The organism is Lentzea tibetensis (assembly GCF_007845675.1).
In the GTDB taxonomy this organism is placed as follows: Bacteria; Actinomycetota; Actinomycetes; order Mycobacteriales; family Pseudonocardiaceae; genus Lentzea; species Lentzea tibetensis.
Genome location: NZ_VOBR01000014.1, coordinates 199,070 through 217,313 on the forward strand (window position 1 = coordinate 199,070; position 18,244 = coordinate 217,313).

Annotated in this window: 20 protein-coding genes; 9 read left to right on the plus strand and 11 right to left on the minus strand. The window is 70.3% G+C overall.

From position 1 onward, the window contains the following. Positions 1–214: 214 nt before the first annotated feature. Positions 215–1,195 carry an ABC transporter substrate-binding protein gene (locus FKR81_RS22930; RefSeq protein WP_146354180.1) on the plus strand — a complete coding sequence of 327 codons (981 nt, stop codon included), beginning with the start codon at positions 215–217 and terminating at the stop codon, positions 1,193–1,195. A gap of 60 nt (positions 1,196–1,255) precedes the next feature. On the opposite strand, the gene FKR81_RS43670 is transcribed toward FKR81_RS22930, so the two are convergent. From FKR81_RS43670 to FKR81_RS22950, 4 genes are all read right to left on the minus strand, one after another. Next, positions 1,256–2,035 carry an LppU/SCO3897 family protein gene (locus FKR81_RS43670; RefSeq protein ID WP_186763123.1) on the minus strand — a complete coding sequence of 260 codons (780 nt, stop codon included), beginning with the start codon at positions 2,033–2,035 and terminating at the stop codon, positions 1,256–1,258. Between the two features lie 126 nt (positions 2,036–2,161). Then, positions 2,162–2,698: an LppU/SCO3897 family protein gene (locus FKR81_RS22940; protein WP_146354182.1), complete on the minus strand. Its 537-nt coding sequence runs from the start codon at positions 2,696–2,698 to the stop codon at positions 2,162–2,164. Positions 2,699–2,804: 106 nt separating this feature from the next. Further along, a complete protein-coding gene (locus FKR81_RS22945) occupies positions 2,805–3,287 on the minus strand; it encodes an LppU/SCO3897 family protein (protein WP_146354184.1) in 483 nt (160 codons plus the stop codon). A 49-nt stretch (positions 3,288–3,336) separates the two neighbouring features. Then, positions 3,337–3,966 (minus strand): LppU/SCO3897 family protein, encoded by a 630-nt coding sequence (locus FKR81_RS22950; RefSeq protein ID WP_146354185.1) that lies wholly within the window; start codon positions 3,964–3,966, stop codon positions 3,337–3,339. A gap of 56 nt (positions 3,967–4,022) precedes the next feature. Between FKR81_RS22950 and FKR81_RS22955 the strand changes: the two genes are divergently transcribed. Together FKR81_RS22955 and FKR81_RS22960 are read left to right on the plus strand one after the other, a co-directional pair. Beyond that, positions 4,023–5,663, plus strand: a complete 1,641-nt coding sequence (locus FKR81_RS22955) for a DNA repair helicase XPB (RefSeq protein WP_146354188.1) — start codon at positions 4,023–4,025, stop codon at positions 5,661–5,663. Then, positions 5,660–6,097, plus strand: coding sequence for a hypothetical protein (locus tag FKR81_RS22960; protein WP_146354190.1), 438 nt, complete (start codon positions 5,660–5,662; stop codon positions 6,095–6,097). The genes FKR81_RS22955 and FKR81_RS22960 overlap by 4 nt, the downstream gene beginning before the upstream one ends. A 15-nt stretch (positions 6,098–6,112) precedes the next feature. Here FKR81_RS22960 and FKR81_RS22965 read toward each other — a convergent pair whose 3' ends face one another. Continuing rightward, on the minus strand, positions 6,113–6,763 hold the full coding sequence (locus tag FKR81_RS22965) for a phosphonatase-like hydrolase (RefSeq protein ID WP_146354192.1): 651 nt from the start codon (positions 6,761–6,763) through the stop codon (positions 6,113–6,115). Further along, positions 6,760–7,506 (minus strand): GntR family transcriptional regulator, encoded by a 747-nt coding sequence (locus FKR81_RS22970; protein WP_146354194.1) that lies wholly within the window; start codon positions 7,504–7,506, stop codon positions 6,760–6,762. Before FKR81_RS22970 ends, FKR81_RS22965 begins: the two co-directional genes overlap by 4 nt. A gap of 97 nt (positions 7,507–7,603) precedes the next feature. Between FKR81_RS22970 and FKR81_RS22975 the strand changes: the two genes are divergently transcribed. Genes FKR81_RS22975 through FKR81_RS23000 form a run of 6 tightly spaced genes read left to right on the plus strand, consistent with a single transcriptional unit; the run spans position 7,604 to position 12,771 of the window. After that, a complete protein-coding gene (locus FKR81_RS22975) occupies positions 7,604–8,695 on the plus strand; it encodes a TIGR03364 family FAD-dependent oxidoreductase (protein WP_146354196.1) in 1,092 nt (363 codons plus the stop codon). Continuing rightward, positions 8,695–9,573 carry a phosphate/phosphite/phosphonate ABC transporter substrate-binding protein gene (locus FKR81_RS22980; protein WP_146354198.1) on the plus strand — a complete coding sequence of 293 codons (879 nt, stop codon included), beginning with the start codon at positions 8,695–8,697 and terminating at the stop codon, positions 9,571–9,573. Before FKR81_RS22975 ends, FKR81_RS22980 begins: the two co-directional genes overlap by 1 nt. Next, complete coding sequence (locus FKR81_RS22985; RefSeq protein WP_146354200.1) at positions 9,573–10,208, plus strand: phosphonate ABC transporter ATP-binding protein; 636 nt, start codon at positions 9,573–9,575, stop codon at positions 10,206–10,208. Before FKR81_RS22980 ends, FKR81_RS22985 begins: the two co-directional genes overlap by 1 nt. After that, positions 10,205–10,990, plus strand: a complete 786-nt coding sequence (gene phnE, locus FKR81_RS22990; protein WP_146354202.1) for a phosphonate ABC transporter, permease protein PhnE — start codon at positions 10,205–10,207, stop codon at positions 10,988–10,990. Before FKR81_RS22985 ends, phnE begins: the two co-directional genes overlap by 4 nt. A 34-nt stretch (positions 10,991–11,024) precedes the next feature. After that, on the plus strand, positions 11,025–11,942 hold the full coding sequence (locus FKR81_RS22995) for an o-succinylbenzoate synthase (protein ID WP_146354278.1): 918 nt from the start codon (positions 11,025–11,027) through the stop codon (positions 11,940–11,942). A 10-nt stretch (positions 11,943–11,952) separates the two neighbouring features. Next, positions 11,953–12,771 (plus strand): CPBP family glutamic-type intramembrane protease, encoded by an 819-nt coding sequence (locus tag FKR81_RS23000; RefSeq protein WP_146354204.1) that lies wholly within the window; start codon positions 11,953–11,955, stop codon positions 12,769–12,771. On the opposite strand, the gene FKR81_RS23005 is transcribed toward FKR81_RS23000, so the two are convergent. Genes FKR81_RS23005 through FKR81_RS23025 form a run of 5 tightly spaced genes read right to left on the minus strand, consistent with a single transcriptional unit; the run spans position 12,725 to position 18,228 of the window. Further along, positions 12,725–13,816, minus strand: coding sequence for a CapA family protein (locus tag FKR81_RS23005; RefSeq protein WP_235921708.1), 1,092 nt, complete (start codon positions 13,814–13,816; stop codon positions 12,725–12,727). The genes FKR81_RS23000 and FKR81_RS23005 overlap by 47 nt on opposite strands. Before the next feature lie 26 nt (positions 13,817–13,842). Continuing rightward, positions 13,843–14,439, minus strand: coding sequence for an SRPBCC family protein (locus FKR81_RS23010; RefSeq protein ID WP_146354205.1), 597 nt, complete (start codon positions 14,437–14,439; stop codon positions 13,843–13,845). Then, a complete protein-coding gene (locus FKR81_RS23015; RefSeq protein ID WP_146354208.1) occupies positions 14,436–15,272 on the minus strand; it encodes an FAD binding domain-containing protein in 837 nt (278 codons plus the stop codon). Before FKR81_RS23015 ends, FKR81_RS23010 begins: the two co-directional genes overlap by 4 nt. Beyond that, the gene (locus tag FKR81_RS23020; protein WP_146354209.1) at positions 15,269–17,701 is read right to left on the minus strand and encodes a xanthine dehydrogenase family protein molybdopterin-binding subunit; all 2,433 of its coding nucleotides are present in this window, start codon (positions 17,699–17,701) and stop codon (positions 15,269–15,271) included. The genes FKR81_RS23015 and FKR81_RS23020 overlap by 4 nt, the downstream gene beginning before the upstream one ends. Next, complete coding sequence (locus tag FKR81_RS23025; RefSeq protein ID WP_146354211.1) at positions 17,698–18,228, minus strand: (2Fe-2S)-binding protein; 531 nt, start codon at positions 18,226–18,228, stop codon at positions 17,698–17,700. Before FKR81_RS23025 ends, FKR81_RS23020 begins: the two co-directional genes overlap by 4 nt. Positions 18,229–18,244 lie beyond the last annotated feature (16 nt).

Here is an 18,244-nt window from a genome sequence, read left to right on the forward strand (position 1 = left end):
AGCGTAACGGCCACCCCCTCCTCGGGGGAAGTCTCCAGAAGCACTCACCGTATCGAGACGGGGTGTCCTTTCATACGTTCAGGTGGTTAACATCCCCGGTCGTCGGCATGCCTCATACCTGTCCGAAGTCCCTGTTGGGCCCTGGAGAGTATGGCTTGTGGCGACACTCACTGATCAACTCGACACTACTCGAGGCCAACCGGCGAGAGGTGCCATGGCTACCCGAGCCAATGCTCTGCGACTCACCGCAGTGCTCATCACGTGTGCCCTGACCGCGGGCTGCGGCCTGTTCGACAGCTCGTCGGACAACGTCGCGGCCGATGTCGAACGCACCAACCTGCGGATCGGCGTCCTGCCCGTGGTCGACGTCGCACCGCTGCGGATCGCGCTGACCGAGAAGCTGTTCGAGAAGGCCGGTTTGCAGGTCACGCTTGTTCCGCAGTCCAACGAAGCCGACAGCATCAAGCAGCTCGACACCCAGCTCGACCTGACGTGGGCCACGCACGTGAGCCTCTTCCGCGCGGTCGCCGAGGGAACCGAGCTGCAGCTGCAGGGCGAGGCGTACCAGGCGGGTCCGAACTCGATGGCGCTGGTCACTTCGGCCGCGTCCGACTACGACGACCCCGCCAAGAAGCCGGCGCCCACGATCGCGGTGAACAACGAGACCGACATCGGCGCGCTGACCACCAGGGCGGTGCTCGACACCGCGGGCGTGGAGAAGCAGCGGATCAAGTTCAAGACCATGCCGTTCGGCGAGATGGAACAGGCGCTGACCTCAGGAACGGTCGACGCCGCGTTCATGATCGAACCGTTCATCACGAAGGCGCAGCGAAAAATCGGCGCGAAGATCGTGACCGACACGGCGCGCGGCCCGACACTGGACTTCCCGATGTCCGGTTACGCGTCGTCGAAGAAGTTCGCCGACCAGAACCCGAAGACGCTCAAGCTCTTCAGGGACGTGCTGCGCCAGGCGCAGCAGGCGGCCGCGAACAACAAGCTCGGCGTGCAGGACTCGTTGACCGGCTACGCCGACGTCGACCAGCCGACCGCCGCGCTCGTGTCCGTGGGCGTCTTCCCGCTGGGTCTGAACCCGATCCGGCTTCAGCGGGTGGCGGACATGATGGACACCGAGGACGTCCTCTCCGGTCGTCTCGACGTCCAGCAACTGCTGCCACCAGGCACGAACAACAGTTAGCCAGGCAGTGCGAAAAGGCCTCCCCGGAATCCCGGGGAGGCCTTCAGCATGCTCGGATGATCAGGGCTTGGCGCGGCAGATCGTCGTCGCGGGCTGGCTGTACGTGGTGTACCGCTCGCCTTCCTCGCACGCCGACTTGTCGACCGCGTTGGCCACCTTGGTGACCTTGTAGGTCGCGGTGGAACTGCAGGTCACCTTGGTCGTCTTGCCCGCGATGAACGAGCCCTCTTCCTTGAAGCAGTCGCCTTCCTTGGCGTTCAGCATCAGGCAGAGCTTGTAGCCGTTGCTGCGCCTGCCGCTGCTGCGGAACTCGGCGTAGTCGCCGTCCGGGCACGCGTCGGTGCTGCTGTCGAGGTTCACCGCGACCTTGAACGCGGCCTCCGGCGAGTTGCAGTCGATCTTGTCGACGTCCGCGTTGCTCACCGACGCCGAGTTGACCTTGATGCAGTCACCGGCCTTCGCCGAACCGGGGCCGGTGCCCCAGTTCATGACCGCGACGACGCCGATTCCGATCACGATGACCAGCAGCAGACCGCAGCCGAGGAACTTCGCCGGGCCCGCCTTCTTCGCGGGCGGGGCGGGCATCGGGGCGGCGCCGAACGGCTGGCCCATCGGCGGCGGACCGGGCGGCATGCCCGGCATTCCCGGCTGACCGGGCATCCCAGGCTGTCCGGGCATCCCAGGCTGACCCGGCATGCCGGGCTGACCGGGCATTCCCGGCTGACCGGGCGCGCCGGGGAAACCCTGCGGCGGCGTGCCGTACGGCGGCGGCGGGGGCTGGTATCCCGGCGGCGGAGGCCCGTACGGTCCAGGCTGCTGCGGGTAGTTGGGAGGCGTCACTTGCTGCGGTTTCCTCTCGCTTCGCGCGGGCGCGCAGACGCTAGCCCGTCACGAGACCGGCCGCTCGCCACTTGACCAAATAGAAACCGGAGCCGCGGCGGCGACTCCGGTTCCGGTACAACGGTGTTACTGCTGCGGGACGACGCAGTAGGTGAGCTTCGGCTCGGTGAACGAGAAGGCGTTCGCCTCACCGCAGTCGGCCGCGGGGTCGTCCTTCACGACCTTGGTCACCTTCATGACGGCGGGCGTGCCGCAGTCGACCTTCGGGTAACCGGCTTCATCCTTGAAGCAGCTGCCCTCGACGTACTTCGGGACCAGGCACAGCTTGGTGTCCGGGCCGCGGCGCTGCTGCTGGGTGAACTCACGCGTGAAGTCGCCGCCACAGGACGCGCTGGTGGTGGTCAGCACCTTGCCGACGATGACGTTCGCCTCGGCCGAGTCGCACGGCACGGTCTTGTAGTCGGCCGACGTCTCGGTGCCCGTGGCCGAGGCGCAGTCGCCCGGCTTGGCCTGCGCGACGTCGCTGGTGAAGTAGTTGATGCCGTAGAACGCGACGCCGGCGACCACCAGGCCGACGACGTACATCAGGATGCGCTTGCCGACGCTCTGCTTCTTCGGCTCCTGCACGGGCTCGCTGGCAGGCGCGACGGACTCAGTGCTCAATGGACTTTCCAATGCTTCCGTGGATTCCCCAGATGTCCCCCGACACGGGCGACAGGAAAGTAGTCAGACGGAAGCTCGGACCGCACCCGGTTTACCAAACCGTGTTCTAACGGCCGTCCCCGCGTTCGAGGCAGAACGTGACAGCGGGTTCAGGGAAGGTCGCCGAGCGTGCCTTTCCGCAGGCAGCGGGGTCGCTCTTGCCGGTGACGACCTTGGTGACGCGCACCGCGTTCGGGGTGCCGCAGGTCACCTTCGCGATGCCGGACTCGGGGTTCTGGCCGTAGCAGTTGCCCTCGGCGAAGTTCGGCATGAGGCAGAACGTGGCGTTGCCGGTGAAGGTCGAGTACGGGGTGCCGCCGGTCGGGCAGGCCCGGTCCTCCCTCGGCAGGACCTTGGCGATCTTCACGTTGGCCTCGTCGGAGGCGCAGGCCGCCGCCCGGTACTCGGGGCTGTCCTCGACGCCGGTGATGCGCGCGCAGTCGCCGGCTTTCGCCTGGTCCGACGCACTGCCCTGCAGCTGGGACAGCACGAAGCCGCTCACCAGCACGAGCAGGAAGACAGCGGCGACACCCAGGCCGATCTTCTTCATGGCCTGGGTATCGGCGCCGTCGTCAGATCAACTGACCCGATTCACCGGATCAGGGGGTGTCGCCGGTGCCCAGGCAGTAGACGACCTGCGGCTCGCTGAACTGCATGTCCGAGCTCTCACCAGGGCACTCGATCTTCTCGGGCTTGCCCTCGATGCGCTTGACCACCTTCACGACCGCCTCACCGGTGCAGCCGCCCTTCTTGAACAGGCCTTCGTCGTTGGGCACGTAGCACTTGCCCTCCTCGAAGTTCGGCATCAGGCACAGCTGCTTGGAGTCCCACGGGGCCGTCTCGTAGAGGCCCTCCTCCGGGCAGACCTCCTGGTCGGAGGCGAGGATCTTCGCGACCTTGTACGCCCCGTCGTCGCTCCCGCACGACTGGGACGTCGGCTCCGTCTTGCCGTCTTCGGTCAGCTTGACGCTGGCGCAGTCGCCCACGGCCCAGCCGGAGGCGCTCCTGGTCAGCAGCCAGATGCCGCCACCGACCAGCACGACCGCCAGCAGACCGACGACCGCGAACTTCACCCAGTTCTTGTTCGCCGGAGTCTCGTCGTCGTCCAGGTCATCGGAGGACTCGTCTTCGGAGGTCTCCTCCTCGGAGGACTCCTCTTCGGGGGTCTCCTCCGCGGAGGGCTCCTCGGACTCCACTGGCTCGACGGACTCGTTCGACTCGGTGCTCATGCGCGGGAAGGTACGGGAAGGGATGTGATTTGTGCGTTGTTGAGAGACTGGTGACCGTGACCGATGGCCCCTTGATCGTCCAGTCGGACAAGACCCTGCTGCTGGAGGTGGACCACCCGCAGGCGGACGAGGCTCGTACCGCGATCGCCCCGTTCGCCGAGCTCGAACGCGCACCCGAGCACGTGCACACGTACCGGGTGACGCCGCTCGCGCTGTGGAACGCCCGAGCAGCCGGACACGACGCCGAGCAGGTGGTCGACGCGCTGGTCCGCTTCTCGCGCTACCCCGTGCCGCAGCCCCTGCTGGTCGACGTGGTGGACACGATGAGCCGGTTCGGCAGGCTCGTGCTCCACAACAGCCCCGTGCACGGGCTGGTGCTCACCTCGCTCGACCGAGCCGTGCTCGAGGAGGTGATGCGCCACAAGAAGATCGCCCCGATGTTCGGCGCCCGGATCGACGACGACACGGTCGTCGTGCACCCGAGCGAGCGCGGCAGGCTCAAGCAGCTGCTGCTCAAGATCGGCTGGCCCGCCGAGGACGAGGCCGGGTACGTCGACGGCGAGGCCCACGCGATCGCGCTCGACGAGAACGGCTGGAAGCTCCGCGACTACCAGCGGCTCGCCGCCCAGGCGTTCTGGGCGGGCGGCTCCGGGGTCGTCGTGCTCCCCTGCGGCGCCGGGAAGACGCTGGTCGGCGCGGCCGCGATGGCCGAGGCGCAGGCGACGACGCTGATCCTGGTCACGAACACCGTGGCGGGCCGTCAGTGGAAGCGCGAGCTGGTGGCGCGCACCTCGCTCACCGAGGACGAGATCGGCGAGTACTCGGGTGAGCGCAAGGAGATCCGCCCGGTCACCATCGCGACCTACCAGGTGATCACCCGCAAGTCGAAGGGCGAGTACAAGCACCTGGAGCTGTTCGACTCGCGCGACTGGGGCCTGATCGTCTACGACGAGGTCCACCTGCTGCCCGCGCCGGTGTTCCGGATGACCGCCGACCTGCAGTCGCGCCGCAGGCTCGGGCTGACCGCGACGCTGGTGCGCGAGGACGGCCAGGAGGGCGACGTCTTCTCGCTGATCGGGCCGAAGCGGTACGACGTGCCGTGGCGCGACATCGAGGCGCAGGGCTGGATCGCGCCCGCCGAGTGCACCGAGGTCCGGGTGACGCTGACGGACAACGAGCGCCTGAACTACGCGACGGCCGAGCCGGAGGACCGCTACAAGCTGTGCTCGACCGCGGCCACGAAGATCCCGGTGGTCAAGCGGATCCTCGACCGGCACCCGGACGAGCCGACGCTGGTGATCGGCGCGTACCTGGACCAGCTCGACGAACTGGGTGAGGCGCTGAACGCGCCGGTGATCCAGGGTTCGACGAAGAACAAGGAGCGCGAGCAGCTGTTCGACGCCTTCCGGCGCGGCGAGCAGCGCGTGTTGGTGGTATCCAAGGTCGCGAACTTCTCGATCGACCTGCCGGAGGCGTCGGTGGCCGTACAGGTGTCGGGCACGTTCGGTTCGCGCCAGGAGGAGGCGCAGCGGCTGGGCAGGCTGTTGCGACCCAAGGGCGACGGCCGGCAGGCCCACTTCTACTCGGTCGTCTCGCGCGACACCCTCGACACCGACTACGCGGCGCACCGGCAGCGGTTCCTCGCCGAGCAGGGCTACGCGTACAAGATCGTCGACGCGGACGACCTGGTCGGATGACGTTCTGGTGGATGTGGAACCCGTCGGCGCCGCGTCCGGCGGGCCGGCGGTTCTTCCGCCCCTCCGAGGCGTCGCTGGCGGCGTCCGCGCCCCCTGAACAGGTGGTGCGGAGCAGCGACTTCACGTGTCCAGCCCAGCTCCGCAGGGCCACGTCGATCCGCGCGGACTTCCTGACCGTCTCGGGTGACCCGGCGCAGCTCGCGATCGTCGAACGCCGCCTGTGGACGTTGCTCGTCGCGCTGCGCCGGTCGCTGCCCATCCGCGACGCGCTGACCGCGGCGGGCAACCGTCCCGGCCGTGCGGCGCTCGTGGCCGAGCCGTCGCGCGAGCTGATGGAGCTGGACCGCCGGCTCGACCGGTTCGGCGACGCGCTGCACGTGCTCGCCACGTCGCCGTCGCCCGAGCAGCTGCGGCACACCGCGGCGCTGGACTGACTGCGCTGGACTGACTCAGACGCCGAGCAGCTCCGGCAGCCCGGCGACGCTCGGCAGCAGGTGCGTGTGCCGCACGACGCCCAGTTCCTCGGCGTCGTGCCCGCCGCTCAGCACCCCGACCACGTACGCGGCCCCGGCGTTCACGCCCGCCTCGAGGTCGCGCGTGGTGTCCCCGGCGACCAGCACCTCGGCGACCGACCGGACGCCGGTCAGCTCCATCGCCCGGAAGATCATGTACGGCGCGGGCCTGCCCGCGGGCACGTCGGAGACGCACACGACGGCGTCCAGCACCGAGGAGTCCCACCCGAGCGTGCCGAGCAGCCCGTCGACGACGGCCCGGTCGAACCCGGTGGTGAGCGCGACCTTGACGCCCGCGGCGCGCAGCTTCGCCAGCGCCTCCGGCACACCGGGCAGCGGTTCGGGCGGAACGGCCTCGTAGGCTGCCGCCAGCCGTCGCCGGAAGTCGGCGAACGCGGCGTCCACAACGTCTACTTCGGACTGTCCGAGCATGGCGGCGATGGCTTCCCGCTTGGACGCGCCCATCCACCGGTGCACGTCGCCCGCGTCGCCGCCCGCCGCGACGACCGCGTCCCGCAGCGCGTCGTACACGGCGCCGTGCTCCTGCACGGTCGTCCCCGCGACGTCCAGCACGACGAGTGAGATCACGACGCCCTCCAGTCCCGCAGCAGAGCTGGTCGCGCCTGCTGGGAGTTCTCGATCGAGAAGCTGACCATGTCCGGCCGGTAGCGGTCGTCCGAGTACTCGACGGGCCGGCCGTCCACACCGGACGCCCGGCGGCGTTCCCTCAGCAGCGGTGCGCCGACCGGGACGTCCAGCAGCGAGCTGTCCACCTCGTCCGCCGCGACCGCGTCGATCTGGTGCCGCGCAACGGACATGTCGACGCCGCACGACCCGAGGTGCGCGTACAACGAGCCCGAGTCGCAGTCGAAGTCGAGCAGCAACCGCCCGACCGGCTCGACGAAGGTCGTGCGCTCCAGCATCGTCGGCCGCCCGTCGATCGACCGCTGCCGCAGCAGCTGGACGACCTGCGCGCCCTCCTCGAGCCCGAGCGCGTCGGCCACCTCCGCCGACGCGGGCCGCAACGCGATCTCCAGCGTCCGCTGGCCGGGGGTGTGCCCCATCCCGGCCGCCCAGCTGGAGAACGACAGGAACGTCTCGAACGGCTGACTGAGCGCCTGCATCCGCACGACAGCGGGCTTGCCGCGACCACCGCCGATCATGCCCTCGGCCCGCAGCGCGGACAGCGCCTGGCGCACCGGCGCGCGGGAGGCGTTCCACATCGCGCTCAGCTGCGACTCGGACGGCACGGGGTCGCCCACCGCGAGCTCGCCGGACGCGATGGCCCGGCGCAGGTCGGCGGCGATGCGCTCGTGCAGCGGTGTCTCCATGAACCGAACCCTACCTGTCATGACAAGTCTGAACACCACATGAACACGTCACCATCGGCGTTGACGAACTCCGCCTGGCCAGCTGAGAGTACATGTCATGACAAGTGACCTGGTCGTGGTCGGCGCCGGGATCGTGGGGCTGGCGCACGCGTTCGACGCGGTCGAGCGCGGCCTCTCCGTCACCGTGGTCGAGCGCGACGCGCACGCGACCGGGGCGTCGGTCCGCAACTTCGGGCACGGCTGCTTCACCGCGCAGGACGGCGTCGCGCTCGACTACGCGCTCGTCGCCCGCGAAGCGTGGCTGCGGCTCGCGAAGGAAGCCGGGTTCTGGTTGCGCGACAAGGGAACGCTCGTCGCCGCTCGCGCCGACGACGAACTGGCCGTGCTGCGGGAGTTCGCCGAGATCCGCGATGTGCGGCTGCTCTCACCGCGCCAGCTGCCGGTGCCGCTCGACGGCGTCCTCGGCGCGGCGCTGCTGCCGCTGGACATCAGGGTGGACCCGCGCGAAGCGGTGCACCGGATCGCCCGGTACCTCGCGGAACGGGGCGTGCGGTTCCACTGGTCCACCAGCGCGCACACCATCGAGCCCGGACTGGTGCGCACCAGCCGCGGCCCGCTGGCGGCGCGCAAGATCGTGGTGGCCGTCGGCCACGACGTCGACCGGCACTTCCCCGGCACCGCCGAACAACACGACGTGCGGCGCTGCGAACTGCGCATGCTGCGCGTCGCCGACCCGCACGGCACGACCGTCGAGCCGGCCGTGCTGACCGGCTTCTCCCTGTTGCGCTACAACGGTTTCGCGCGCTGTCCCAGCCACCCGCTCGTCCGGGAGCGGCTCGCGCGCGAGCACCCCGAGCTCGTCGAGATCGGGCTCAACCTGATGTTCACCCAGCTGCCCGACGGCTCGCTGACCATCGGCGACACCCACGCCTACGGGCAGACCGTCGAGCCGTACCGCACCGAGGAGCTGGACGAGCGCGTGCTCGCCGAGACCGCGCGGCTGCTCGGTGTGCCGCGCCTGACCGTGCTCGAGCGCTGGCGCGGTGTCTACGCGTCCGCGCCCGGCCCGTTCCTGGTGGCCACGCCCGCCGACGACGTCCGGGTGGTCTCGGTGACCTCCGGCATCGGCATGACCACCGCGCTCGGACTCGCTCCGACCGTGATCGACGACCTCTTCCAGGAGCTGTGATGCGCCTGCTGGCCGCAACGATGACCGCCGCCGTCCTGCTGACCGCGTGCGGATCCCTCACCGACACCAGCGCCGGGACGTGCCCCGGCGGCCAGATCCGGTTCGGCGTCGAACCGTACGAGGACCCCGCGAAGCTCAAGCCCGCCTACGAGGTGCTGGCGAAGGCGTTGCAGGGCGCGCTGAACTGCCCGGTCGAGCTCCAGGTCGTCGACGACTACGCCGCCGAGGTGCTCGCCATGCGCAACGGCAGGCTCGACATCGCCCAGTTCGGGCCGCTCGGGTACGTGTTCGCCAGCACCAAGGCGAAGGCCGAGCCGCTGGTGTCCTTCGGCGACGCCAAGGGCGCACTCACCACGTACACGGCCGCGATCTGGGTGCCGAAGGACTCACCGGTCAAGAGCGTCAAGGACCTCGACGGCAAATCGCTCGCGTTGAGCAGCATCGGCTCGACCTCGGGTGACGCGCTGCCCCGGTACGCGCTGCGGCAGGCGGGCGTGACGGCGAGGCTCGACTACGCGGGCGGGCACCCGGAGGCGATGCTGGCGCTCACCAACGGCAAGGTCGAGGCCGCCGAGATCAACAGCCAGCAGCTCGCGACGGCCAAGGCGGCGGGTGCGTTCGACGAGACGCGGTTCCGCGCGGTGTGGACGTCCGAGCCGATCCCGAACGACCCGATCACCGTGCGCGGCGACCTCGACCCGGCGTTCAAGGACCGGGTGCGCAAGGCGTTGCTGCAGCTGGGCCCCGCGGACGTCGCGAAGGTCGGCGCGCTGCTCGACGTCGACCCGCCCGGTCCGCTGGCCGCGGTCACGAAGGACACCTATCGGCCGCTGTTCGACCTCGCTGCCACGCTCGGGCTCACCGAAGAGGACGTCTGATGTCGCTGGAGATCCGCGGCCTGCGCAAGTCGTACGACGGCCGCACGGTGCTCGACGGGTTCGACCTCGACGTGCGGCCCGGTGAGTTCGTGGCGCTGCTCGGCCCGAACGGGTCCGGCAAGTCGACCGCGCTGCGCTGCGCCGTCGGGCTCGAACGGCCGGACGCCGGCGAGATCACCTCGGCCCCGGCGGCGATGGTGTTCCAGGGCATCCACCTGGTGCGCAGGCGAACCGCGCTGGACAACGTCTGCACGGGCGCGCTCGGCAGGCTGCCGCTGCGCCGGTCCTTCTTCTTCCCCAACACTTTGCGGTCCGAAGCGATGGAGTGTCTGGACCGGGTCGGGCTCGCCGACCGCGCGGCTGAGCGGTGCGCGCGGCTGTCCGGCGGACAGCAGCAGCGCGTCGCCATCGCACGGGCGCTGTGCCAGCGCGCGGAGGTGATCCTGGCCGACGAACCGGTGTCCGCGCTCGACCCGGCCGCCGCCGCACAGGTCGTGGAGTTGTTGCGGCAACTCGCTTCCGACGGCCTGGCCGTGGTCGCGGTGCTGCACCAGCCCGAGCTGGCCCACTGCTACGCGCACCGGATCGTGGCTCTGCACAACGGCAAGGCCGCTTCACCGGAGGTGACGCGATGACGCTCGCACCTCCACGCCGAAGGGCACCGTCGAAGCTCGCGATCGCCATCGCACTGGTCGTCGTGACCGCGCACGTGCTCGCCTGGCGCGCCACGGACATCTCACCGTCCACATTGGTCTCAGGTTGGCGAGGCATGGCCGACTTCCTCGCGTCGTCCCTGCCGCCCGACCTGTCCGTGCTGGGCGCGGGACTCGACGCCGCGGTCGTGACCCTCTACATGGGACTGCTGGGCACGACGCTGTCGATCCCGTCCGCTTTGGCGCTGGCGTTGCTGTCTTCTCGCGCGACGACGCCTGGTTCGGTGACCGCCCAGGCGGCGCGCTCGGTCCTGTCGTTCCTGCGCTCGGTCCCGGACGTGGTGTTCGCGCTGATCTTCGTGACGGCCGTCGGACTCGGCCCGTTCGCCGGCGTGCTCGCGCTGGTGTGCCACAACACCGGCGTGATGGGCAAGCTGTGGGCCGAGTCGATGGACGAGAGCGATCGCGGCCCGCGCGACGCGCTGCGCGTCGCCGGCGCGTCCCGCGCCCAGGTCGCGGTCAACGCGGTGCTGCCGACCGTGCTGCCGTCGCTGGCCGGCCTGCTGCTCTACCGGCTGGACGTGAACGTGCGGTCGTCGCTCGTGCTCGGCCTGGTCGGCGCGGGCGGCATCGGCTTCCTCATCAACCAGTCGATCAAGCTGTTCCGCTTCGACGAGATGGTCACGCACATCCTGGTGGTGCTCGTGCTGGTCGTCGCGGTGGACCAGCTGTCCTCGTTCGTCAGGCGGCGGCTCGGCGTGTGAAGATCGGTCCGTGTCCTTCGTCTACTCGATCCCGATGCGCAACCGGTTCCGCGGCATCACCGTCCGGTCGGGCCTGCTGTTCGAGGGACCCGCGGGGTGGGGCGAGTTCTGCCCGTTCCTCGACTACTCCGACGCCGAGTGCGTGCCGTGGCTGGCCTGCGCACGCGAGGCGGCGTTCGAGGGGTGGCCCGCGCCGGTGCGGTCGCGCATCCCGGTGAACTGCACGGTTCCGGTGGTCTCCGCCGCACGGGCGTTCGAGATCGTCGCCGCCTCCGGCTGCTCGACGGCCAAGGTGAAGGTCGCGGAGTCCCCGCTCGCCGAGGACTGCGAACGCCTGGAAGCGGTGCGGGCCGCGCTGGGCCCGTCCGGCTTCATCCGGGTCGACGCGAACATGATGTGGGACGTCGACCAGGCCGTCGTGGCGATCCGCGCTCTCGACCGGGCGGCAGGCGGCCTGCAGTACGTGGAGCAGCCGTGCCCGACGATCGAGGACCTGGCCGCCGTCCGCAGGCGCGTCTCGGTGCCGATCGCGGCCGACGAGTCGATCCGGCGGGCGGAGGACCCGCTGAAGGTGGCCGTCGCCGGTGCCGCGGACATCGCGGTGATCAAGGTGGCACCACTGGGCGGGGTGCGGCGGGCGTTGCGGGTCGCCGAGGCCTGCGGGCTGCCGTGCGTCGTGTCGTCCGCGGTCGAGACGTCGGTCGGGCTGGCCGCTGGACTGGCGCTGGCGGGCGCGCTGCCGACGTTGGACTACGCCTGCGGACTGGCCACGATGGCGCTGATGACCGGGGACGTGACGGACTCGTCCCTGGTGCCGGTCGACGGTTTCATACCCGTCCTGAGCACACCACCGGTGCCGAACGACGCGTTCGCGGCCGACGAGGAGACCGCGGAGTTGTGGCGTTCCCGACTCCAACGCGTTTCTGACACAAGTGAGCTAAATCCCCGGTAGTCTGGTCGGCATGATCAGGGCGCTGGTGGGGACCGCCGTGATGGCGGTGGGGCTCGGAGTCGCGGGAGCCGTGGGCGACAGGTGGCTCACCGCGGTCGTCTGCTTCGCGATCGTGGTGCCGCTCATCCTGCTGCTGCGCCGCTTCGCGGACCGCGCGCCGCTGCGCACCCTCGGGCTCGTCCGGCCAGGTCTGGTGGTGCTCGGTGCCGGGGTGACGCTGCTGTCCGCGGCGATCGTGTTCGGCGCGGGTACAGCGCTCGGCTGGCTGCGGTGGGGCACGCCGGACTGGCCGCAGCTGGCGTTGTTCCTGCTCACCAACACCGTGATCGCGTTCCTGCTGGAGGCGATGCCGGAGGAGCTCGTCTTCCGCGGCTACGTGTTCACCGCCCTGCCGCGTGGCCTGAAGTTCGCCGGCACGCTGGCGCTGTTCACGTGCGCCGCGCTGACGTCGAACGCGGTGCGGCACCTGATCGACCCCGCGCACCCGCTGACGTTCGCGCCGGCGGGCGAGGACCCGGTGGCCTACGCGGTGCTCATGGCGGTCTTCGGCATCACGCTGCTCGTCGCCCGGATCCGCACCGGGTCGCTGTGGACGTGCGTCGGGCTGCACCTCAGCTTCCTGGCGGTCAACCGGGTCGTGCTGTTCGGCGACACGCGCGGAGCCGGGTGGTCCGCGGAGCTGGTCGCGCCCGACGCGGTGCTGCTCGTCCCCGCCTACCTCCTGCTGACCGCAGTGGTCCTGGCCCTGATCCCGCGAGCGTCCTCCGTGCGGCCGGGACGGCTCAGGGCTTCCCGCGCGTCAGGCCTGCACCCATCGCACCCATGCTGAGCAGCACACCTTCGGTCCGCTTGATCGCCTCGGTGCGCCGCGGCGACTCGGGCATCCGCGTCAGGTCCACCAACCGGATGGGCGGCCCCAACTCGACGAGCGTGGGCACGTACTCGGCCGTCTCGACCTTCCAGCCCTGGGGTCCCTGCACGAACTTGAAGCGCGCGATCGCGCCCTCCTCGGTGACGCCGCGCGGCTCTGAGTGCCGGGCGACCTCGTTGCCGAGGCCGTAGGCGACCCACTTGCCGCCGATGTTCTCGAACGGCTGCACCACGTGCACGTGCGTGCCGATGATCAGGTCGACGGCCGGGTCGGCCAGGATCTGGCGGGCCAGCGACTTCTGCTCGTCCGTCGCCTCGTGCTGGTACTCCGCGCCCCACTGCACGGACAGCACGACGACCTCGGCACCGGCGGCACGCGCCGCGCGGGCATCGGCCAGGATCTTCGGCACGTTGATCTGGTTCGCCATCCACGGCTGCGGCAGCGGGATGCCGTTGAAGCCGTAGGTGAACGACAGCTGCGCCACTTTCACGCCACCGGCGTCCAGGATCAGCGGCGCGGCGGCCTCCTCGGGCGTGCGGAACGAGCCGGTGTGCTTCAGCCCGACGGCGTCGAGTGCGTCCAGGGTCGTCTGGATCGCGGACGGGCCGCGGTCGAGCGTGTGGTTGGACGCGGTCGAGCAGCTGTCGTAACCCAGGTCCTTCAGGCCGCGAGCCACCTCGGGCGGCGCCAGGAAGGACGGGTAGCCGAAGAACGGGCCCTCCGGCTTGCCGAGCGGCACCTCCAGGTGGCACAGCGACACGTCCGCGTCGACGGCCCTGCGCACGCCGTCGAAGAGCGGCAGGAAGTTGCGGCCACCGCCGCCGTCGGCGACGGCCTGGTCGGTCAGCGCCGGGTGGATCAGGATGTCGCCGCCCGCGGCCAGCGTGAACGAGCGCGGTGGCGGTGGCGAGTCCGACGACGTGGAGGACGGCGGCGCGGGCACCGGCGTCATGACGACGGGTGAGCCGGTGCACGCGGACGCGAAGAACCCGGCGGCCAGCACCAGGGCCAGCCGCCGGGTGACGAGGTTCAGCGGTTCCGCCTGCGCCGCAGGACGAAGACGATCACGACGAGCGCGACCGCCAGCACCGGTAGCAGGCGTTTCAGCACCGGAACGCCGGCGGTGCCGATGAGATCGATGGGTTCGGGCTCATCGCGGACGACTCGGAGATGCTGTTGCTGCACATCGCCAGCTTCCCCCGGCTCGAGCTCCGTCGCCAGGGATTCCGCGAACTGCGCCACGATCTTCCCGCCCACTTCGGCGATCAGGCCCCGTCCGAGCTGGGCCGGACGGCCGGTGATGCTGAGGTCCGTTTCGACCCGCACCTCCTCGTCGACGTGCACCGTCACGGTCGCTCTGGCCGTGCCGTTGCCGCGCGTGTCCTTGCCCGAGGCGCGCAGCACCAGCGAATGCGCGACCGGGTCGATGTCGACGAACTCGCCGGTGCCCCGGTAGAGCAGGTTCACCGGCCCGAGCTTGACCTTCACCGTCCCGCTGAACGTCTTGCCGTCGACCCCGGACAGGGTGGCGCCCGGCATGCAGGGCGCCACCCGTTCCGGATCCAGCAACGCCTCCCACACCTGGTCGAGCGGTGCGGGGACGGTGAACCGGTGTTCCAGCTTCATGCGGTGACCGCCGAGGTCAGCGCGCGCCCGCAGAGCACTCGGGCGAGGTTCTCCTTGTAGTCGTCACCGACGGACGTGCCCTCCGCGGCCCGTTCGGCCGCGGCGTTGATCGCCTCCGGTGTCGCCGGCTGGCCGACCAGCGCGTCCTCGACGGCACGCGCGCGGACCGGCGTCGAGCCCATGTTCGTCAGCCCGACCCGAGCCTGCGTGATCGCGCCGCCCGAGACCTGCACGGCCGCGGCGACCGCGACGATCGACCACGCCTGCGCGACCCGGTTGAGCTTCTCGTAGTGCGCGCCCCACCCGCTGCACTTCGGGACGCGGACGTCGAGCAGCAGCTCGTCCGGAGCCAACGCGGTCGTGAAGTAGTCGACGAAGAACTCCGCCGCGGGCACCTCGCGCCTGCCGTTCGGGCCCGCGATGATCATCACGGCGTCCAGCGCGAGCACCGGGGCCAGCAGGTCGCCCGCCGGATCGGCGTGCGCCAGCGAGCCGCCGAACGTGCCGCGGTGCCGCACCTGCGGGTCCGCGACCGTGTTCGTCGCCGCGAACAGCAACCGGGCGTGCTCGTGGACCAGGTGGTCGCGCTGCACCTCGTAGTGCGTGGTCATCGCACCGATCAGCAGCGAGTCACCGTCGTCGCGCACGCCGGTCAGCTCCGTCAACGCGGACAGGTCGATCAGCACCGACGGCGCGGCGAGCCGCATCCGCAGCACCGGGATCAGGCTCTGCCCACCGGCCAGCACCTTCGCGTCCTCGCCCGCGTCGGCGAGCATCCGGATCGCTTCGTCCACAGAGGACGGACATTGGTAGTCGAACTCCGCGGGGATCACGACTGCCCTCCCTGCGCGTCGATGGAACCGAGCCCGCCCGCGGCTTCCGGCGCGGTCGAGCCGCCGTCCGAGCTCCCGCGAACGGCACGCCACACGCGTTCCGGCGTGCACGGCATCTCGATGTCCGAGACGCCGAGGTGCCGCACCGCGTCGATGATCCCGTTCACGACAGCGGGAGTGGACGCGATCGTGCCCGCCTCGCCGACACCCTTGACTCCCAAGGGGTTCGACGTCGCGGGTGTCGCCGTGCGGGCGGTGGTGAAGCTGGGCAGGTCGGCCGCGGACGGCACCAGGTAGTCGGCGAGCGTCGCCGTGGTCAGCGTGCCGTCCTCGTCGTGCACGGCCTCCTCGAACAAGGCCTGCGCGATGCCCTGCGCGATGCCGCCGTGCACCTGGCCGTCGACGATCAGCGGGTTGACGACCGTGCCGACGTCGTCGACCGCCACGTACGACCTGATCTTGACCTGACCGGTCTGCGTGTCGACCTCCGCGGCGCACAGGTGGGTTCCGTGCGGGTAGGAGAAGTTGTCCGGGTCGAACGTGGCGTCCGCGTCCATGCCGGGCTCCATGCCGTCCGGCAGGTCGTGCGCGACGTGCGCGGCGAGCACCACGTCACCGAGCGCGCGGCTGGTTCCCGTGCCGCGCACGGAGAACTGGCCTGCGGTGAAGTCCACGTCGCCCTCGTCGCACTCCATCATGTGCGCGGCGAGCGTGCGGGCCTTCGCCAGCACCTTGTCCGCGGCCCGCACCAGCGCGGTGCCGCCGACGGCGAGCGAGCGGGACCCGTAGCTGTCCATGCCCTTGTGCGACGACGCCGTGTCGCCGTGCAGCACCTCGACGTCCTCGAACGGCACGCCGAGCCGGTCGGCGACGATCTGGCTCCACACCGTCTCATGGCCCTGGCCGTGCGGCGACGTCCCGGTGATCACCTCCACCTTGCCGGTGGGCAGCATCCGGATCGACGCGTGCTCCCAACCGCCTGCGGCGTAACGAAGTGCGCCGAGGATGCGGGACGGCGCGAGGCCGCACATCTCGGTGTAGGTGGAGATGCCGATGCCGAGCTGCACCGGGTCTTTCGACGCGCGCCGCTCGGCCTGCTCCGCGCGCAGCGCGTCGTAGCCGAACAGCTCCAGCGCCCGCGCGGTCGCGGCCTCGTAGTTGCCGGAGTCGTAGGTGAGCCCGGCGACCGTGGTGAACGGGAACTCCTCGTGCTTGATCCAGTTCTGCTGCCGGAGCTTCATCGGGTCGACGCCCAGCTCGGCCGCGAGCTCGTCCATCATCCGCTCGATCGCGAACGTGGCCTCCGGGCGACCGGCGCCGCGGTAGGCGTCCGTCGGCACCTTGTTGGTGAACACGTTGGTGCAGACGAACCGGTAGGACGGGAACTTGTAGATCGCGTTGTACATGAACGCGCCGAGGATCGGGATGCCCGGCGTGACCAGGCGCAGGTACGCGCCCATGTCCGCGAGCAGCTCGACCTTCAGGCCGGTGACCGTGCCGTCGCGCCGCGCGGACAGCGTGATCTTCTGGATCTGGTCGCGGCCGTGGTGCGCGCACAGCATCGACTCGGTGCGCGACTCCGTCCACTTCACCGGGCGGCCCATCCGCCGCGCGGCCAGCACGCAGAGCACCTCTTCCGGCGTGACCTGGAGCTTGCCGCCGAACCCGCCGCCGACGTCCGGCGCGATGACGCGGATCTTGTGCTCAGCGATGCCCAGCACGGCGGACAGCATCCAGCGCAGGATGTGCGGGATCTGCGTCGCGGACGTGACCGTGAACATGTCGTTCGACGGGTCGCACACGACCGAGCGCGGCTCCATGAACGCCGGGATCAGCCGCTGCTGGCGGAACGTCCGCTCCAGCACGACCTCGGCGTCGGCGATGGCCTGCTCGACGTCGCCACCCGACCCCGCGTCCGCGGAGTCGAACACCCACGTGGCGCTCTTGTTCGTGCCGAGGTCGGGGTGCACGAGGTCGGCGTCCTCGGCGAGCGCCTGGTTCATGTCGAGCACGACGGGCAGCTCGTCGTAGTCGACGTCGATCGCCGCGAGCGCGTCCACCGCGCGATAGGCGTTGTCCGCGATGACGACGGCGACGGCCTCGCCCGCGAAGTTGACCTGGTCGACTGCCAGCGCGGGCGCCGGCGGTGCCTTCATGTCCTCGGTGATCGGCCACGCGCACGGCAGGCTGCCCTGCTCGGCGGCGAGGTCCTCACCGGTGAGGACGACGAGCACACCCGGCATGGCGACGGCCTGCGTGACGTCGATGCCGCGGATGCGCGCGTGCGCCATGGGACTGCGCAGGACGGCCATGTGCAGCAGGCCGGTCAGCTGGACGTTGTCGGTCCACGTGGTCCGGCCGGTGATGAGCCGTGCGTCCTCCTTGCGGAGCCGGGCCCTGCCTACCTCGGGCTCCGCCGTGGCGGTCATTCGCCACCCACCACGTGGTGCGCGCGTGCCTCGTCCTGCACGCGTTCGGCGTCGGGCCCCGCGCCGGGCCTCATGCGGTGCGCCGCGTCCTGGACCGCGCGGACGATGTTCTGGTAACCGGTGCAGCGGCACAGGTTGCCCTCGAGGCCCTTGCGCACGGCCTCGTCGTCCGGACTCGGGTCGTCGGCGATCAGGTCGATCGCCTGCATGATCATTCCTGGAGTGCAGAACCCGCACTGGAGCGCGTGGTTGGCGTGGAACGCCTCCTGCACCGGGTGAAGCTTCCCGTCACGGGCGAGACCTTCGATGGTCGTGATGTCGTGCCCGTTCGCCTGTACCGCGAGCACCGAGCACGACTTCACGCTGTGTCCGTCGAGGTGCACCGTGCAGGCACCGCAGTTGCTCGTGTCGCAGCCAACCACCGTGCCGGTCTTCCCCAGCCGCTCGCGCAGGTAGTGCACGAGCAGCATGCGCGGTTCCACCTCGTCGGCGTGCCTCACTCCGTCGACGTTGACCGAGATGTGCATGAACCCTCCCAGGGGG

Excerpts from the sequence above, each read along its gene's own strand:
- FKR81_RS22930 (WP_146354180.1), top strand. The coding sequence starts at position 215 with ATGGCTACCCGAGCCAATGCTCTGCGACTCACCGCAGTGCTCATCACG.
- FKR81_RS22945 (WP_146354184.1), bottom strand. The coding sequence starts at position 3,287 with ATGAAGAAGATCGGCCTGGGTGTCGCCGCTGTCTTCCTGCTCGTGCTG.
- FKR81_RS22950 (WP_146354185.1), bottom strand. The coding sequence starts at position 3,966 with ATGAGCACCGAGTCGAACGAGTCCGTCGAGCCAGTGGAGTCCGAGGAG.
- FKR81_RS22960 (WP_146354190.1), top strand. The coding sequence starts at position 5,660 with ATGACGTTCTGGTGGATGTGGAACCCGTCGGCGCCGCGTCCGGCGGGC.
- FKR81_RS22970 (WP_146354194.1), bottom strand. The coding sequence starts at position 7,506 with ATGGAGACACCGCTGCACGAGCGCATCGCCGCCGACCTGCGCCGGGCC.
- FKR81_RS22975 (WP_146354196.1), top strand. The coding sequence starts at position 7,604 with ATGACAAGTGACCTGGTCGTGGTCGGCGCCGGGATCGTGGGGCTGGCG.
- FKR81_RS22980 (WP_146354198.1), top strand. The coding sequence starts at position 8,695 with ATGCGCCTGCTGGCCGCAACGATGACCGCCGCCGTCCTGCTGACCGCG.
- FKR81_RS22985 (WP_146354200.1), top strand. The coding sequence starts at position 9,573 with ATGTCGCTGGAGATCCGCGGCCTGCGCAAGTCGTACGACGGCCGCACG.
- phnE (WP_146354202.1), top strand. The coding sequence starts at position 10,205 with ATGACGCTCGCACCTCCACGCCGAAGGGCACCGTCGAAGCTCGCGATC.
- FKR81_RS22995 (WP_146354278.1), top strand. The coding sequence starts at position 11,025 with ATGCGCAACCGGTTCCGCGGCATCACCGTCCGGTCGGGCCTGCTGTTC.
- FKR81_RS23000 (WP_146354204.1), top strand. The coding sequence starts at position 11,953 with ATGATCAGGGCGCTGGTGGGGACCGCCGTGATGGCGGTGGGGCTCGGA.
- FKR81_RS23010 (WP_146354205.1), bottom strand. The coding sequence starts at position 14,439 with ATGAAGCTGGAACACCGGTTCACCGTCCCCGCACCGCTCGACCAGGTG.
- FKR81_RS23020 (WP_146354209.1), bottom strand. The coding sequence starts at position 17,701 with ATGACCGCCACGGCGGAGCCCGAGGTAGGCAGGGCCCGGCTCCGCAAG.
- FKR81_RS23025 (WP_146354211.1), bottom strand. The coding sequence starts at position 18,228 with ATGCACATCTCGGTCAACGTCGACGGAGTGAGGCACGCCGACGAGGTG.